The organism is Spirosoma terrae (assembly GCF_010435915.1).
GTDB lineage: Bacteria > Bacteroidota > Bacteroidia > Cytophagales > Spirosomataceae > Spirosoma > Spirosoma terrae.
The window spans coordinates 20,813-36,177 of the sequence record NZ_JAAFZH010000015.1 but is presented as its reverse complement, the minus strand read 5'-3'; the positions used below and the strand labels follow the sequence as shown (position 1 = coordinate 36,177).

General features: G+C 48.9%; 14 protein-coding genes and 1 pseudogene. 10 read left to right on the top strand and 5 right to left on the bottom strand.

The window, feature by feature from the left end; translation table 11 throughout:
• Window position 1: 1 nt before the first annotated feature.
• Genes GK108_RS24555 through GK108_RS24540 form a run of 3 tightly spaced genes read left to right on the top strand, consistent with a single transcriptional unit; the run spans window position 2 to window position 3,655 of the window.
• Complete coding sequence (locus GK108_RS24555; RefSeq protein ID WP_163954189.1) at window positions 2-1,258, top strand: spinster family MFS transporter; 1,257 nt, start codon at window positions 2-4, stop codon at window positions 1,256-1,258.
• Window positions 1,255-2,910 carry an SMP-30/gluconolactonase/LRE family protein gene (locus GK108_RS31180; protein WP_212592876.1) on the top strand — a complete coding sequence of 552 codons (1,656 nt, stop codon included), beginning with the start codon at window positions 1,255-1,257 and terminating at the stop codon, window positions 2,908-2,910. The genes GK108_RS24555 and GK108_RS31180 overlap by 4 nt, the downstream gene beginning before the upstream one ends.
• 31 nt (window positions 2,911-2,941) lie before the next feature.
• On the top strand, window positions 2,942-3,655 hold the full coding sequence (locus GK108_RS24540; protein WP_163954186.1) for an RraA family protein: 714 nt from the start codon (window positions 2,942-2,944) through the stop codon (window positions 3,653-3,655).
• A gap of 290 nt (window positions 3,656-3,945) precedes the next feature.
• Here GK108_RS24540 and GK108_RS24535 read toward each other — a convergent pair.
• Window positions 3,946-4,483: pseudogene (locus GK108_RS24535) on the bottom strand (hypothetical protein).
• Window positions 4,484-4,576: 93 nt separating this feature from the next.
• On the opposite strand from GK108_RS24535, the gene GK108_RS24530 reads away from it, so the two are divergent.
• Window positions 4,577-5,770, top strand: coding sequence for an aminotransferase class V-fold PLP-dependent enzyme (locus GK108_RS24530; RefSeq protein ID WP_163954184.1), 1,194 nt, complete (start codon window positions 4,577-4,579; stop codon window positions 5,768-5,770).
• 21 nt (window positions 5,771-5,791) lie between these two features.
• Here GK108_RS24530 and gloA2 read toward each other — a convergent pair whose 3' ends face one another.
• From gloA2 to GK108_RS24510, 4 genes are all read right to left on the bottom strand, one after another.
• Entirely contained in the window at window positions 5,792-6,181 is a 390-nt protein-coding gene (gloA2, locus tag GK108_RS24525; protein WP_163954181.1) for an SMU1112c/YaeR family gloxylase I-like metalloprotein, read from the bottom strand.
• A 2-nt stretch (window positions 6,182-6,183) separates the two neighbouring features.
• The gene (locus tag GK108_RS24520; protein ID WP_163954178.1) at window positions 6,184-6,387 is read right to left on the bottom strand and encodes a hypothetical protein; all 204 of its coding nucleotides are present in this window, start codon (window positions 6,385-6,387) and stop codon (window positions 6,184-6,186) included.
• Between the two features lie 69 nt (window positions 6,388-6,456).
• Complete coding sequence (locus tag GK108_RS24515) at window positions 6,457-6,963, bottom strand: SixA phosphatase family protein (RefSeq protein WP_163954176.1); 507 nt, start codon at window positions 6,961-6,963, stop codon at window positions 6,457-6,459.
• Between the two features lie 220 nt (window positions 6,964-7,183).
• Window positions 7,184-7,630 carry a WapI family immunity protein gene (locus GK108_RS24510; RefSeq protein WP_163954174.1) on the bottom strand — a complete coding sequence of 149 codons (447 nt, stop codon included), beginning with the start codon at window positions 7,628-7,630 and terminating at the stop codon, window positions 7,184-7,186.
• 402 nt (window positions 7,631-8,032) lie between these two features.
• Here GK108_RS24510 and asnS point away from each other — a divergent pair, with 402 nt between their 5' ends.
• The 6 genes from asnS (at window position 8,033) to GK108_RS24480 (ending at window position 15,324) form a co-directional block, all read left to right on the top strand.
• Window positions 8,033-9,472 (top strand): asparagine--tRNA ligase, encoded by a 1,440-nt coding sequence (gene asnS / locus GK108_RS24505; protein WP_163954172.1) that lies wholly within the window; start codon window positions 8,033-8,035, stop codon window positions 9,470-9,472.
• A 46-nt stretch (window positions 9,473-9,518) separates the two neighbouring features.
• The gene (locus tag GK108_RS24500; protein ID WP_163954170.1) at window positions 9,519-10,601 is read left to right on the top strand and encodes a complex I subunit 1/NuoH family protein; all 1,083 of its coding nucleotides are present in this window, start codon (window positions 9,519-9,521) and stop codon (window positions 10,599-10,601) included.
• Between the two features lie 245 nt (window positions 10,602-10,846).
• Window positions 10,847-11,533, top strand: a complete 687-nt coding sequence (locus tag GK108_RS24495; protein ID WP_163954168.1) for a phosphatase PAP2-related protein — start codon at window positions 10,847-10,849, stop codon at window positions 11,531-11,533.
• Between the two features lie 554 nt (window positions 11,534-12,087).
• Window positions 12,088-12,903 (top strand): phytanoyl-CoA dioxygenase family protein, encoded by an 816-nt coding sequence (locus GK108_RS24490; protein WP_163954166.1) that lies wholly within the window; start codon window positions 12,088-12,090, stop codon window positions 12,901-12,903.
• A gap of 107 nt (window positions 12,904-13,010) precedes the next feature.
• Window positions 13,011-13,784 carry an SDR family NAD(P)-dependent oxidoreductase gene (locus GK108_RS24485; protein WP_163954164.1) on the top strand — a complete coding sequence of 258 codons (774 nt, stop codon included), beginning with the start codon at window positions 13,011-13,013 and terminating at the stop codon, window positions 13,782-13,784.
• 199 nt (window positions 13,785-13,983) lie between these two features.
• On the top strand, window positions 13,984-15,324 hold the full coding sequence (locus GK108_RS24480; protein WP_163954162.1) for a DEAD/DEAH box helicase: 1,341 nt from the start codon (window positions 13,984-13,986) through the stop codon (window positions 15,322-15,324).
• Window positions 15,325-15,365: the final 41 nt, after the last annotated feature.

The following is a 15,365-nucleotide window of genomic DNA, read 5'->3' as shown; positions in this document are numbered from 1 at the left end:
CATGGTTGAATCACTGCCTTCCCTTACCAAAAAACCGACTGGCTTCCGCTGGGAGTTACTGGCCTTGCTCTGGCTGGCGTTTTTCCTGAATCAGGCCGACCGGCAGATTTTCAGCGTCGTACTGCCGCTCATTCGGAAAGACCTCGGCCTGACCGATGCCGAACTGGGCCTGATTGCGTCGGCGCTTGTCTGGACATACGGGCTACTGGTTCCGATTGCAGGCTTCATCGGCGACCGATTTTCGCGTCGGAATATCCTCGGTTTCTGCCTGCTGTTCTGGTCATGCGCTACGTTGATGACGGGTTTTTGCTCCAGTGTGTTGCAGTTTATTCTGCTACGGGGTGTGGCAACGGGCGGTGGCGAAGCGTTCTATGCGCCGTCGGCCAATGCGTTGCTGGGCGAGAACTATAAAGAAAATCGCTCGTTTGCGCTCTCGCTTCATCAGACAGCAGTGTACTTCGGTATTATTCTGAGTGGCATCATTGCGGGCTACATTGGCGAGCATTACGGCTGGCAGAAAGCCTTCTACCTGTTTGGTAGTCTGGGTATTGTGCTAGCGTTTGTTTTCTTCAGCCGTATTCCGAAAGATGTAGTAACGTCAACCATCGAAGCGCAAACACCCATGCTGGCGGAGATAGGCGAAACGGCACGTATCGTTATCCGAAAACCAACCGTAATCATGCTAACGCTAGGCTTCGGCTGCATGGTGTTCGTTAACGTCGGGTACCTGACCTGGATGCCGTCGTTTCTGGTCGATAAGTTCAACATGACGCTGACCGATGCCGGATTTTCGGCATTGTTCTACCACCATCTCGGCGCGTTTCTGGGCGTACTGTCCGGGGCGAAAATTTCCGACTATTACGCTAAAACGAATCCCCGCAGTCGGCTCATCGTTCAGGCAACAGGGCTGTTATTAGGTGCCCCATTCATTTACGGCATCAGTATGAGCGAAACCCAAGTGCTCACCTACGTAGCGCTGTTTCTGTTCGGCATTTTCCGGGGCTGGTACGACTCCAACATTGTGGCCTCTCTCTACGAAGTGGTATCGCCTAAAATTCGGTCGTCGGCTTACGGACTCATGCTGGCCTGTGCGTTTCTGATCGGTTCAATAGCGCCCTACCTGCTTGGCGTACTGAAACCAACGCTTGGGCTAACCGTCGGGCTGGCGAGTCTGTCGGGTGTGTATGTGCTCGGAAGTCTGTTTCTCTGGGCAGGGGCCTTTCTCTTTTTCGACCTTGACAAAGAATCAAGTTTATGAACCGACGCCATTTTATCACCCAATCAACCTTACTCAGCGGCCTGATGATGACCAACGTAACACACGCACTATCCACAAAATCAGAGTTGTTATCGGTGCCTAATCTGCTCTGTATCTGGGACTTTGCCGGAAAACAGCCGCTACTTTCCAAAGGAAAATTTCAGTACGTATTGCAGGAGCCAACCGGTCCGATTCCCGTTGTGAAAGAGGGCGTTCTGTCGGCTAATTCGCTCGCTATTAAGGAACACGAATACTTAACCATTCCGCGTGCTGACTGCCCCGGTCTGAACATTCGCGGGAAAAATGCGCAGGTAACCGTGCTGGCCTGGGTGAAACGACAGGTCAAAAGTCGCGATAATTCGGAGTGCGAAGCCATTGCCGGGATGTGGAACGAAACGCAGAAGAAACGGCAATACTGCCTGTTTCTGAACATTCGACTGCGCGACAGCAAAAGTCAGGTGTGCGGACATATTTCGGGAGTAGGTGGCCCAACGCCCGGCGAAAAATGGTGCGTCGACGTATCGATTGGGCAAACCCCCGTTCGCTACGATGAATGGACGTTTGTAGCCATGACGTATGACGGCCATCAAATTAAATCGTACCGTAACGGTCTGTTCGACGCTCGCGCCGACCGTAATCCGTATCCGTACGAAGAAGGCATTTTTGATGGGGGCGACGATGGGGCCGACTTCACCGTTGGGGCCGTTCATCGACTGGGAAATATCGGTAACGATTTTGTTGGGCAGCTAGGTGGGTTGGCCGTTTTCGACCGGGCGCTGTCGGATAGCGAAATCGCGCAGATTCACGCACAATATCCATTACCTAACTCGTCGTCAATTGCTACGTTAACCACTGGGCTTAGCTTTCCAGAAGGCCCTGCGTTTGCGGCTGATGGGAGTCTTTGGGCCGTTGAATTGAAGGGCGAAAGTCTGGTTCAGGTCAAAAATGGCAAACTAAAACGGTTTCCCGTTGGTGGTGGCCCGAACGGCATTGCTATCGATAAACAGGGAAAAATCTGGTTTTGCGATTCAGGGCAACGTAGCATCCGGCGGTTCGACCCAGCCACCGAGAAAACCGAAACCATTCTGGATAAAATTGACGGTGAATCGCTCAACAAACCCAACGATCTGGCTTTCGATTCGTCGGGAAATCTACTGTTTACCTGCCCCGGTGAATCGCGTCAGGAACCAACGGGTTATGCCGTAATACGTATGCGCGACGGAACCGTGAAGAAATTTACGACCGGAAAATATTTCCCGAATGGGCTGGCATTCAGCGCCGACGGTAAAACGCTGGTGCTGGCCGAAACTTACAAACATCGGCTCTGGAAAGGCAATTGGAACCCCGAAACCGGCGAATGGACCGACGCTACAGTCTGGGCTGCGGTTGAAGGGCCAAATGGTCCCGGTGGTCCCGACGGCATGGCATTTGGCGACGATGGCAACCTCTACGTAGCGGTCTACGGCACCGGCTATATCCACGTCGTATCGCCCGACGGCAAGGTCATTCAAAAAATCAACGTAACGGGCCAGAATCCAACCAACTGCGCTTTTGATCCATCGGGCAAGCTGGGGCTAGTGGTCACCGAAGCGGAAAAAGGACAACTGATAATCTATAAAACCCCTTTGAAAGGAATCCTTAAAATCCAATAAACCAACTAGAACACACTAAACTGGAATACACATGGAAGTGATCACAAATTCGTATCCTATTCGGAAAATTGAAGTTAACTATGACTGGCAGGAAATTCAGAGCCGGTATCTGAAACTGTACGCGGGGCTGGTTTCCGATGCCCTCGAGCATATGGGCTACCACAGTCAATGTATGTCCAGCGGAATCTATCCGCTAACTCATTCCATGAAAGTGGCCGGACCGGCCTTTACGGCACATGGCATTGCTACGCCCAGTCGCGACGAAAAAGTGCACGATATCCGACTTGGTATGTTTAAAAGCATGACTCCCGGCGTAGTCCAAATCCGGGATACGCAGGGTGATACGTCGTGTGGGCAATTTGGGGAGATTTCGGCTACGGCCGCTGCGGCTCATGGTTGCGTAGGAGCGGTAATCGACGGATCAACGCGCGATTCTAATTACCTCATCGACATGGGCTTCCCAACATTCTGCCGTTTCAGGAACCCCGTGGAGGCTTTTGGGCGATTTATGGTGGTTGATTATCAGATCCCGATTTATGTAAAAGGTATGGACGGATTATTGAAAGTAACACCCGGCGATTACATTTTCGGTGATAATGATGGTGTTGTGGTGGTTCCTCAGGAGCTAACCATTCAGGTTCTTGAGCTGGCAGAAGAGTGGTTTGCCAGCGAAGCCAAAAGTCGGCAGGCAATGGCCGAAGGGCGAAATCCGTTCGACGTTTATGAAGAGTTCGGTCGGTTTTAATCTGTCTGAAAATACCCCCAACCCCTTGAAGGGGGCTTTATTCGTAGAGCAAGCTTCCTTCTGGGAACGGGCTGTTAAGTTTTCTTCGATTGACTCTCCCCCCCGCCCCCTAAAGGGGGAGAAATTCACGGATAAACTCTTCCCCTTTAGGGGGCGGGGGTAGAGTCAATTGTTAGATAAGAATCATGTTCAACGTCATGGTCTGGTAGTTTTGTTTTCAAAAAAGTCCCCGCTATCAAACTAATAGCGGGGAGCTTTAACCTACTAACCCAAAACTACAAGAAATAGTACTATGCGTCGGCCAGCGTTTTCTCACCCGAAAACTGCTGATGCTGATTCTTGAACAACAGGTTGAACGAGGTCAGGCTGCCGTATATTTTCGTGATATATTGCTGAATATTCACTTTTTCTTCGTCGTCCAGATTGCTAGCGTTAACTCGCTGCTCCAGAACCCGAAGTCGATCGCGTACCATAACGATTTTATGAAAGAACGTATCGATCGGAATTTCTTTCTGGGCTAAGTCGGTACGTCCTGGTTTCAGGATCAGTTTGCCTCCTTTCCACTTATCGCCTAAGGGCACTACTTCGGTCTGATCGACCCAGCGCTGGAGAATTCGGGTCAGGGCTTGTTCAACGTCGAACAGGCTAACCAGGTCGCCATCGGGTTCAATCGCTTCAATGACCGTAAGAGGTGTATCGAAGTTGATTACTTTTACGCCATGCTGCAAAAAAAGTTATGGTGTAACCACTGGCTTTCAGGTTAATAATAACCCCATCGCCATAATCTGTATGGGAAACGCGGGAACCTATGCCTAATAAAATTTGCATAAACGTTACATTGTAGTAGCGTTCTTTGATTGATGGAACAAACCTCGTGCCAGACGTACTGACACGGTTTGGTCTATTCACAAACGAATGTTTATGCAAGTCGCTGATACAACCTCTCTTACTACCCAGAAACATCTATTTTCTCTTCCTGACGAGGTACACTACCTCAACTGTGCTACCCGCGCTCCGCTAAGCCGTTTGGTAGAACAGGCTGGCCATGATGCTATTAGTCGGGAACAAAACCCCTTTGGGTTACGACCCGACGATTTTTTTTCGGGAGCGGTACGGGTCCGTGGTTTATTTTCTACCCTGATCAATAATCCTGACCCTGATCGGATTGCGGTGATTCCGTCCGTATCGTATGGAATGGCAGTGGTGGCCCGGAATCTGTTTCGTAAGGCTGGTATTCGAGCGGGGCAGTCCATCGTGTTGGTCGACAGTGAATTTCCGAGCGATGTGTACGCCTGGGATCGGGTTTGCCATGAGCTGAATCTGACGATCAAAACGGTACCCATGCCCGAGGAGTTTCCGAAGGGAGCGCTCTGGAATGAACGCTTACTGGATGCAATTGATGCGGATACGGCGCTGGTGGTTGTGCCCGCTGTTCACTGGATGTATGGCATTCGGTTTGACCTGGAAGCGGTTGGGCAGCGAGCCCGTGAGGTAGGGGCGTGGTTTGCCATTGACGGCACTCAATCGGTTGGTGCATTGCCGTTCGATTGGTTGGCTATCCAGCCGGATGCGCTCATCTGCGCCGGGTATAAATGGCTGATGGGCCCTTATTCGCTGGGATTGGCATATTACGGCCCTGCTTTCGATGAGGGTATTCCTCTCGAAGAAAGCTGGATGAATCGACTGGAAAGTAATTTGTTTCATCGCCTGACGGACTACCAGCCTGCATACCGCCCGAAAGCGTATCGCTATAATGTTGGCGAGCATACGCATTTTGTGCTGATGCCCATGCTGGAAGCATCACTTTCGCAGCTTATCGACTGGCAACCCGATCGCATCCAGACCTACACCAATACGCTGATGGAAAAAGCCTGGCCTGTTCTGGAAGAGCTGGGCTGTCGGGTCGAGCCGATTAATGATAGCCGGGGACGTAGCAAACACCTGGTTGGACTCTGGCTGCCCGAGCGCGCCGAACCGACAGCTGTTCAGCAATCCCTGCTGGCACGGAACGTATCAGTTTCAGCCCGTGCCCGTGTGCTCCGAATCGCTCCCCATCTGTACAATACAGCTGCTGATGTTGATGCTTTCGTGGATGCGTTGACGAATGCTCTTTAACGTTACGCTTATTAGCTGACACTACACTTCATACAACTCCAGCGGTAAATCATCAGGGTCGGCGAAGAAAGTAAAACGCCGGCCCGTATGTTCATCGACACGAATGGGTTCTGTATCAACGCCATGCTGATTTAGATGTGCGATCGCTGCATCCAGATCGGCGACAGAAAACGCCAGGTGCCGGAGGCCAGCGGCTTCGGGGCGGGAGGGACGTTTCGGCGGATTCGGGAAGGAAAACAACTCAATAACGTAGTGATCGTTCAGGGCCAAATCAAGCTTGTAGGATTGGCGTTCGGCCCTATACACTTCGTTCAGAATCGTGAGGCCCAGTATTTGTGCGTAGAATTGTTTAGACCGCTCGTAGTCTGAACTAATGATAGCAATATGATGAACGCCTGATAAAGAAAGCATACTTATTTGGGAGCAAGCAACGTATCGTCGTCGGTTACGGTCGTGTCAATCGCCGTGCCATCTTTGGGTACCGGAAGCGCCCGTTCCAGCTCTCGTTTTTTATTCCAGGGAGCGGTGGTGCGGCTGGCCATATCAATGGCAAATAGAATAACAATCGCCGTGAAGACGATGAAAACAATAATGAAAATGCGACGATTACGGTTCACGGATGAATGAGATACGATACGTAGATAAACGCGCTGATAACTGCCAAAGATTGTTAGTCTACGTCTATTTTACAAATCCTTTGGTAGCTCTCTAGGGGCTATTTCAAAGGCTATACTACCCGTTCGGCCTGATACTTCGGCCCACGTTACGTCGGCAAAGGTAATGGCTACAACGGCTCCTTTGCTCATTGAACCCACGCTCTGATGGGTCAGAAATTCGGCGAAATACGTTACGTCGGGGTTGTGTCCAACAATCATGGCCGACGTAGCATCGGCAGGGAATGCGTTGACCGCAGCCAGATACGCCTTTGGTCCTCCTTCGTACAACGCATCGATCAGACGAATGTGAGCTATATCGAAGTCGAGTTGTTCGGCAATAACCTTGGCGGTGTCTTTGGCTCTGGGAGCCGTACTGCTTACGATGGCAGCAGGCTGGGCTCCTTTGCTACGTAAATAACGCCCGATGCGGGCAGCCGCCATAATTCCATCTGAAGTTAGTTCACGGCTGTGGTCTGTCATAAAAACGGATCGATCTTCGGCTTTAGCGTGTCGAACGATGTAGAGCGTTAAAGGCATCTGAAACGTAAAGGGAAATATGAAGTGACTGACTGATCGGTAAGTTCGCTTTTGACTAAGCCATCAGCTTTCAGGCAAACGGGGAGACAATCCGTTGGGCATACTCACCGATATATGACTCGAAAGTTATATGATTTAAATGCTAAATCACTAGTCAGGAAATAACCTTTTACTAAAAAAATAGCCTCCTCAGAAAAAGAAAGTGCCAGAACTACGTGGTCTAGCGGACTGGAAACTGAGTCAATTGATTGGATAAAAAGCCAATAGCTTCGAGCACAGCCTGCCGGTCGCATTCAATAAAAAGTGGATAGGGTTCATCGAGCGATGTATCAGACCAGGGGGGAATGGCTTCGTAGGAAAGCAAAAAGCAGAACGTAAATTTTTGACCGTTCGGTGATACGTCTTTGAGGTGGATGGCGATACAGGGTTCTGAAATCGTCAGGATGGTAGCTGACTGCCGGTTGAGCAGTATATCGCTTAGCCAGCCTTTGAACCGATGAAGTTCCCAGGTGTGAAGAATAGGTGCAATGGTTTCCCACCGATTTCCCTTATCGACGAGTTGCAGGTAGGTAAGCAGCAGATTTTTATCTTCCTGCGACCGTCCACCCTGTGGGGTCTCGTAATTAATGACCTCGAAAGCAAAAGTAGATTGATCAGTTTGAAACATGGTTAGTTACGTTGAGGAAGTAGTTTGTTGGTTTGTCCAGAGAATTCGCTAAAATTTCTGATTGCCAGAAACCTGTGAGAATCGTTTCTTAACGAGAGTCACCAGTAGGTGCGACGAACTGTGTGGTAAAGCGGCCCGGAATGTTTCGGCTGCTATGTAAATGTCGATAAATATGTTGACAATCAATAAGTTTTGACCTAAATAGGTTAACTTTTTTTGCTTTGTAGAACTTTTGGATGGATAGGGTTTCACAAAAGAGTAGTTTGTAGAGAATGATTTCGGTAAACCCTATACGTATTGGATAGTGAACGCTGATAACCGAGCTTCCCGATTAATTACAGTGGGCGATTCCGGGGACAATACGTATTTTTGCGCACCGAATAATCCGGTCGCCGTTTACGTATGAGTTATTTACCGATTCAGCAAGTTTTAAAACAAGCACCTGTTGGCACCGATGTGACCATCAAAGGGTGGGTCCGCACCAAGCGCGAAAGTAAGAACGCCGTATTCGTCGCTATCAACGACGGTTCGACCATTCATAATATTCAGGCCGTTGCCGAAACAGGACAGCTCGCTGAAGATACGCTGAAGCTGATCACTACGGGAGCCTGCGTGGCCATTACCGGACAGCTCGTTGAATCGCAGGGGGCCGGGCAGGCCGTTGAGGTCAAAATTGCCAATGTGCAGATTTATGGCTCCGCCGATCCTGAGAAATACCCGTTGCAGCCCAAACGCCACTCGCTGGAGTTTCTGCGGGAGATTGCCCACCTGCGCCCGCGTACCAATACGTTCAGTGCCATTCTGCGCGTTCGGCACGCGCTGGCTTTTGCAGTTCATCAGTATTTTAACGATAACGGATTTTATTACCTCAACACCCCGATCATAACGGCTTCGGATGCCGAAGGAGCGGGCGAAATGTTTCGGGTCACTACGTTGGACGCAATCAAGCCGCCGTTGACGGAAGAGGGGAAGGTCGATTACAGCCAGGATTTCTTTGGTCGTGAGACAAACCTAACCGTATCGGGTCAGCTGGAAGGTGAGCTGGGCGCTATGGCGTTGGGCAAGATCTATACGTTTGGACCAACCTTCCGGGCCGAAAACTCAAACACCACCCGTCACCTGGCAGAATTCTGGATGATTGAGCCCGAAATGGCTTTCCATGAACTGGAAGATAACATGAACCTGGCCGAAGACTTTGTGAAAACGGTTATTCGGTATGCCGTGCAGCATTGCGCTGATGATCTTGCCTTCCTGGACAATCGACTGAAAGAAGAAGAGAAGACCAGGAAGAAGGAAGAGCAGAGTGAAATGGGTTTGCTGGAAAAACTGCAGTTTGTGATCAGCAACGAGTTTGTCCGGTTGACCTATACCGAAGCCATCGATATTCTGGTGAATTCCAAACCAGCCAAAAAAGGGCAGTTCCAGTATGAAGTAAAGTGGGGTGTCGATCTTCAGTCGGAGCATGAGCGGTATCTGGTTGAGAAACACTTCAAAAAACCAGTTATTCTGACCAACTATCCACGTGAGATCAAAGCATTCTATATGAAGCAGGATGCTGATGGAAAAACCGTTCGGGCCATGGACGTACTATTTCCTGGGATTGGCGAAATTATCGGTGGCTCTCAGCGCGAAGACGATCTGGACAAGCTGGTGGCTCGTATGCAGGAAGTTGGCATTGAGCCGGAAGCCCTGTGGTGGTATCTGGATACTCGTCGCTTCGGGTCGGCTCCGCACGCTGGCTTTGGGCTGGGTTTCGAGCGACTGGTGTTGTTCGTTACGGGCATGGGTAACATTCGCGACGTAATACCATTCCCACGGGCTCCAAAATCGGCCGAATTTTAGTTGTTTAGAGACGCAATACCTTGCGTCTCTACATTTTCCTCAATCCATGCTTGCTCTCCCCCTCTTTCTTGCGATTGCCTCCGGCTTTGTTGTTGTCGGTGTTTATACGGAACGTAAGGTATCTGCTTTTATGCAGGATCGCCTTGGGCCGATGGAAACGGGAAAGTGGGGGTTGCTACAGCTCTTTGCCGATCTGCTGAAACTGCTTCAGAAAGAAGACATTGTTCCGGCAGCCGCCGACAGGAAGTTATTTCTGATGGCACCTGCCGTTATTTTTGCTTCGGTATTTGCCGGTTTTGCCGTGCTGCCGCTGACACCTGATTTACAGGGATCGGAGGCTGCCGTAGGGGTGTTTTATCTGATGGCTATCGTTTCCTTCGATGTGGTTGGCATCTTGATGGCAGGGTGGGGGTCGAATAACAAATATTCGCTGTTTGGCGCCATGCGTTCAGTTGCTCAGATCATCTCCTACGAAATTCCGCTGGGCCTGACCATCCTGTGTGCCGTCATGATTTGCCAGACGCTCAACCTACAGGAAATTAGCTTTCAGCAGGGGATTTTTAGTGGCGATACCAATTATTTATTTGGGCTTAAGGCACTGGGAATCGACGTAACAAACTGGGGAGGAATCTTTACCTGGAACATTGTCAGGAATCCGTTTCTGCTGATTGCCTACGTTATCTTCTTCATCTGTACGCTGGCTGAGTCTAACCGGGCTCCATTCGATTTACCCGAAGGTGAGTCAGAGATTGTCGCTGGATTTCATACCGAGTATTCGGGAATGCGGTTTGCCTTGCTTTACTTATCGGAGTACGCTATGATGCTTCTCGTATCGTTTCTGGGAGCCATTCTGTTTTTGGGAAGCTGGAATACACCGCTGCCGAATATAGGTCCCGTTCGTTTAGCCGACTGGACCAGCGGAGAGCCTGGCACTATCTGGGGGAACGTAACGGCTGGTTTCTGGCTGCTGTCAAAGGTGTTTTTAGCGGTGCTTTTACAGATGTGGGTTCGTTGGACATTTCCGCGAATTCGCGTCGATCAGATGATGTTTCTGTGTTGGAAAGTATTGACCCCGGTTGGGTTGCTGTTGCTGCTGATTTCGGGCGTTTGGCGCCTTTTGATGGTATAGATTGGCTGTCGTCAACGTAGCGTACTGGTTGACCGACGACTCGTATTTCGTTCTCAATTAAACATTCTTTTGCGCATTACGTATTACATCATTGGATAAACGCAAACCCAATGGAATCGGGTAAACTGACTATATCAGTTGATAAGTGAACATAGATTCAGGTGGTGCTTTTCGAACTAATACCGCCATTTGTGAGTTTTCCGATCAATTTTTAGTAAAGTTTTTATGCGCCCTTTCTGGCTCTAATGTCTATTCTCTCTCCCAATCCGACCGGCGGTTTAATCTGGCAAACCGCCTGGCAATCCCGAATTTTCCGACGAAAGTTTTTTATCGGCTTAGTAGGTATTATTACGCTGCTACTAGGATTCCCGTACTTTTTTCAGACTATTGAACAACATACGGGTCCCGTTTTGAATGACTGGGTTTTGAACCAGTTGCCCCCGCACGATGTGTCGCTGTGGATATTCTTGATTATCTGGGCATCGGCTCTGCTGCTCGTGATTCGTGCACGATTCAGTCCAGCCATATTTATGCTATTTGTGTATGGCTACATCATTGTTAGCTTGTCGCGGATGCTAAGTATTAATCTGGTTCCACTCAATCCGCCAGTTGGTTTGATTCCGTTGATCGATCCGATCAGTAATGCGTTTTATGGCAAAACGTATATTACCAAAGACCTGTTTTATTCGGGCCATACGTCCACTATTTTGCTCATATTTCTGTGTCTGCGCCGTAAATGGGATCGCTTACTGGTGCTGATCGGTTCGGTTATAGTGGGCGGACTCCTTCTTGTTCAGCACGTCCATTATACAGTTGACGTACTAGGTGCTTTTGTTTTTACGTATCCGCTTTATTGGGTAGGGAAAAGACTGGCATTGAGCGGATGGAATAACGTAGAACATCCTGTTGATCGAAAAGCGCCGGTAAAATAGAGTTCTGTGTAAACGTAACGTATTCAGAAAAAGAACTTTTCTGAACAGTTTATACCCCAAAATACACCGTTCACCCGAAAACTATTTCCTGTCAACCAATAGTGCAATAAATTGCCTACGTAGTGAGTATAAAACCAGAATATGTGTTTTAGACACGTAATATGTAGTGGTTGGCTTTTGATCCGATAACTAACTATAGTTCCTGTGCTAAAGGAGATTAAAGGGCACTTGTTGTTTTTGATGGTGGATGATAGGTTAATAAAATGCCTAGAAGAAAGCCAGTTGGGCGATTTTTAGCCTAAGATCATCAGGATATAAGACTATTTAATATACTGATTAACAGGAGAAGTAGTAGCTCGCTTTACACAGGAAGGGTAAACCGAAACGACACATTTAATTAAACTCAGATTAATTAAATGCTTTTTATGCAATCTGAAAATTGTAAATTTAGTAGATTTGGGGATTAAAATAAACCATCTTGTTTATCCTTGCCTGAATGGGCGCAGCTGTTGGTTGACACCCTAAGCGGAGACCCCGAACTGTAAACCACCGATATGAGCAAAATTGATTTACCGCCCTTTACGCTGGGCGAAACGATTACCCCAGAACAACGTCAGTTTTTCAACAAACACGGCGTTATAGTTTTTCGTAATTTTATTCACCCCGAAACGGTCAAGTTATTTATCAGTGAAGTTGAGCGTATCGAGAAAGAGTGGCTGGCCGAAGGTCGTGACAAAGTCAATGGGGTGCCGTTGAAGTTTGGACAGGACGATTTTGGCAATCCAATGATTCAGCGGATGTGTTTCCTCTCGCAGCATAGCACCGCGTTGCACGAATTCCTGCAGGATCCTCGTTTGCAGGCCGTTGTTGATCTGCTGCAACCCTACGAAGGACGTATTGCCGAAATTGAGAAGGATGGCCTGATCCTGAATCACTACGTTCGGACGCCAAACAGCAAGTTTTCGCAAATGGGCTGGCATACAGATAGCCCGCGCGATATCTTCCTTGGCCAACGTATCATGCCGATGCTGAACGTAGGTATCCACCTCAATCCAACTCCTTACGAAAACGGCGGTTTGCGGGTTATTCCTGGTACGCACAAGCAGGGCTTATTCAAGATGCTGTTCCGGAAACGGTATTTTGTTGATAACGACCCCGATAAACACGAAATCGGATTCGATATCAATGCCGGAGACCTTAGCGTTCACGATGGTCGGCTTTGGCACCGGGCTCAGCAATCGCCACACTTTGGCGAAGCAAGCCGTCGCCGGGTGATGTACGTACCGGTTGTAACGGGTAAATACATGCCTAAGAACGAAAATAGCAAAACGCCTTTCTACCACCGGTTCATTTCGAAAGTCAACATATAAGTTTAGAGTTTATAGTTTTCGGCTTATAGTGGCTGACGCGTTAGAAAGTAACTGGCGTCAGCCACTATAAGCCGAAAATCATAAACTGTAAACTGAAAAACTCACTTATGGCTTACGCCCTTATTACGGGAGCCAGTAAAGGTATTGGTCTGGCTATCGCCGAAGAACTGGCTCGCCGGAAATTTGACCTGATTCTGGTGGCTCGTTCGGAATCCTTATTGCAGGATATATCAAGCCGACTTGCTAGTACGTATAGTATCAAAACGGATTTTCTGGCACTTGATCTGGCACAGGCCGGGGCTGCGCTACGTGTAGTTGAGTGGTTGCAGGGGAAAAAATACGCGATTCAGATGCTGGTTAATAATGCAGGATATGGCCTGAGTGGTCCATTCGTCAAGAATTCGTTGGCTGAACATCTGGATATGATGCAGCTCAATATGACGGCACTCGTCGAATTGACTTATTTGTTTTTGCCGCAGCTTCAGCAACAGTCTAAGGCGTATATCCTGAATATTGGTAGCTCGGCGGCTTATCAGGCGGTGCCGGGATTAAGCTTGTATTCTGCGTCAAAAGTGTTTGTGTTACAATTTAGTCGCGGATTACGGCAGGAATTGAAACGGTCTGCTGTTTCTGTTACGTGTGTGTGTCCAGGATCGACCGATACGGCATTTGTTGATCGGGCACAAATAGGGGAGAAAGGAAGAAAAGCGGCTAAGCAGGTCAATATGACTCCCCAGGAAGTAGCCCGACAGGCGGTAGAAGCCACCTTATCGGGGAAGGCTGAAGTCGTAACCGGTATGCTTAATAAACTGGGTAAACTGATGGCCTGGCTGATGCCAAAAGGTATCGTTGAAAAAACCGCAGGTAGTATTTATGACTAAATAGATCGGTATATGGAGAGGGCTTTTGTGCATACTTTTTGTAAACACAAAAGCCCTTTTTTGTTTATGGCACTTTATTTGATCTGGTGGGGTTATAAGGCTATAACTTCTTTGTAGGCGTTGTCGGTTGGAAGAAAACGTGTTATACACCTCCCTGGATTCCATTCAGAAAGATCGATACTCAACGCCAAATCAATACATGCAATTTTCTGACTTATCATTAATTGATCCCATCCTGAAGGCGCTGGCCGAAGAAGGATATTCTACGCCGACACCCATTCAGCAACAAGCTATACCCATTCTGTTGAACCAACGTGACTTGCTGGGCTGTGCTCAGACAGGTACTGGCAAAACAGCTGCTTTTGCGATTCCGATTCTGCAATTACTTAGCGAAGATAAATATAAGAACCCTAGAGCTCCCCGGCGTATCAAAGCGCTGATTCTCACGCCAACCCGTGAGCTGGCTATTCAGATCGATGATAGTTTCAAGGCATACGGCCGCCATCTTGATTTGCGCCATACGGTTATTTTTGGCGGTGTGTCGCAGCACGGTCAGGTGAATACACTCAAAAGCGGGATCGATATTCTGACGGCTACGCCCGGACGTTTGCTTGACCTGATGAGTCAGGGCCTTGTGTCGCTGCGGGATATACAGTTTTTTGTGCTGGATGAAGCCGACCGAATGCTCGACATGGGCTTTATCCACGATGTCAAAAAAGTAATCGCTCGCTTGCCTGAGCGTCGGCAATCGCTGTTTTTTTCGGCAACTATGCCGCCCGACGTAGCGAAGCTTGCCGATACCATTCTCAACACACCGGCCAAGGTTGAAGTGACTCCCGTTTCATCGACGGCCGACACTATTCAGCAGGCTGTCTATTTTGTCGATAAAGACAACAAACGCAAGCTGCTGGTTCATATATTGAACGACGAGCAAATTGAGTCGGCGCTGGTATTTGCCCGGACAAAACACGGGGCCGATAAAGTAGCGAAAGACCTGATGAAAGCAGGCATTCAGGCCGAAGCTATTCACGGAAACAAATCGCAGAACGCCCGCCAACGTGCACTGTCGAACTTTAAATCGCGTCAAACGCGCGTGTTGGTGGCCACAGATATTGCTGCTCGTGGTATCGATGTCGATGAGCTGTCGCACGTAATTAATTATGAGCTACCCAATGTGCCGGAAACTTATGTTCACCGGATTGGCCGGACGGGTAGAGCAGGTAATAATGGTATCGCCTTGTCTTTTTGTGATGCCGAAGAAACCGCGTTCCTGAAAGATATTCATAAGCTGATTGGCAAGCAGGTTCCCGTTATCAATGATCACCCTTACGTGCTGAACGTATCAGCGAATGCTGTTACATTCCCCACGTCACAGCAGGGGCAGGGCCGAAAGAATGGCAACCGCAATAGCCAAAATGGGCAAAGAAGATCAACTAGTTCATCAGGCAATCAGTCATTCCGGCGCGATAATAGAAGTGCAGGTGCTGGGAATCGGGCTGGAAACAAACGGGCCGACAACCCGCATTCTGGACGCCGTTAACTCGTCTTTTTAATCTCTATCGGTACATGCCGCATACCCGT

Excerpts from the sequence above, each read along its gene's own strand:
- gloA2 (WP_163954181.1), bottom strand. The coding sequence starts at position 6,181 with ATGCTTTCTTTATCAGGCGTTCATCATATTGCTATCATTAGTTCAGAC.
- GK108_RS24540 (WP_163954186.1), top strand. The coding sequence starts at position 2,942 with ATGGAAGTGATCACAAATTCGTATCCTATTCGGAAAATTGAAGTTAAC.
- GK108_RS24495 (WP_163954168.1), top strand. The coding sequence starts at position 10,847 with ATGTCTATTCTCTCTCCCAATCCGACCGGCGGTTTAATCTGGCAAACC.
- GK108_RS24485 (WP_163954164.1), top strand. The coding sequence starts at position 13,011 with ATGGCTTACGCCCTTATTACGGGAGCCAGTAAAGGTATTGGTCTGGCT.
- GK108_RS24515 (WP_163954176.1), bottom strand. The coding sequence starts at position 6,963 with ATGCCTTTAACGCTCTACATCGTTCGACACGCTAAAGCCGAAGATCGA.
- GK108_RS24500 (WP_163954170.1), top strand. The coding sequence starts at position 9,519 with ATGCTTGCTCTCCCCCTCTTTCTTGCGATTGCCTCCGGCTTTGTTGTT.
- GK108_RS31180 (WP_212592876.1), top strand. The coding sequence starts at position 1,255 with ATGAACCGACGCCATTTTATCACCCAATCAACCTTACTCAGCGGCCTG.
- GK108_RS24490 (WP_163954166.1), top strand. The coding sequence starts at position 12,088 with ATGAGCAAAATTGATTTACCGCCCTTTACGCTGGGCGAAACGATTACC.
- GK108_RS24530 (WP_163954184.1), top strand. The coding sequence starts at position 4,577 with ATGCAAGTCGCTGATACAACCTCTCTTACTACCCAGAAACATCTATTT.
- GK108_RS24510 (WP_163954174.1), bottom strand. The coding sequence starts at position 7,630 with ATGTTTCAAACTGATCAATCTACTTTTGCTTTCGAGGTCATTAATTAC.
- GK108_RS24480 (WP_163954162.1), top strand. The coding sequence starts at position 13,984 with ATGCAATTTTCTGACTTATCATTAATTGATCCCATCCTGAAGGCGCTG.
- GK108_RS24555 (WP_163954189.1), top strand. The coding sequence starts at position 2 with ATGGTTGAATCACTGCCTTCCCTTACCAAAAAACCGACTGGCTTCCGC.
- asnS (WP_163954172.1), top strand. The coding sequence starts at position 8,033 with ATGAGTTATTTACCGATTCAGCAAGTTTTAAAACAAGCACCTGTTGGC.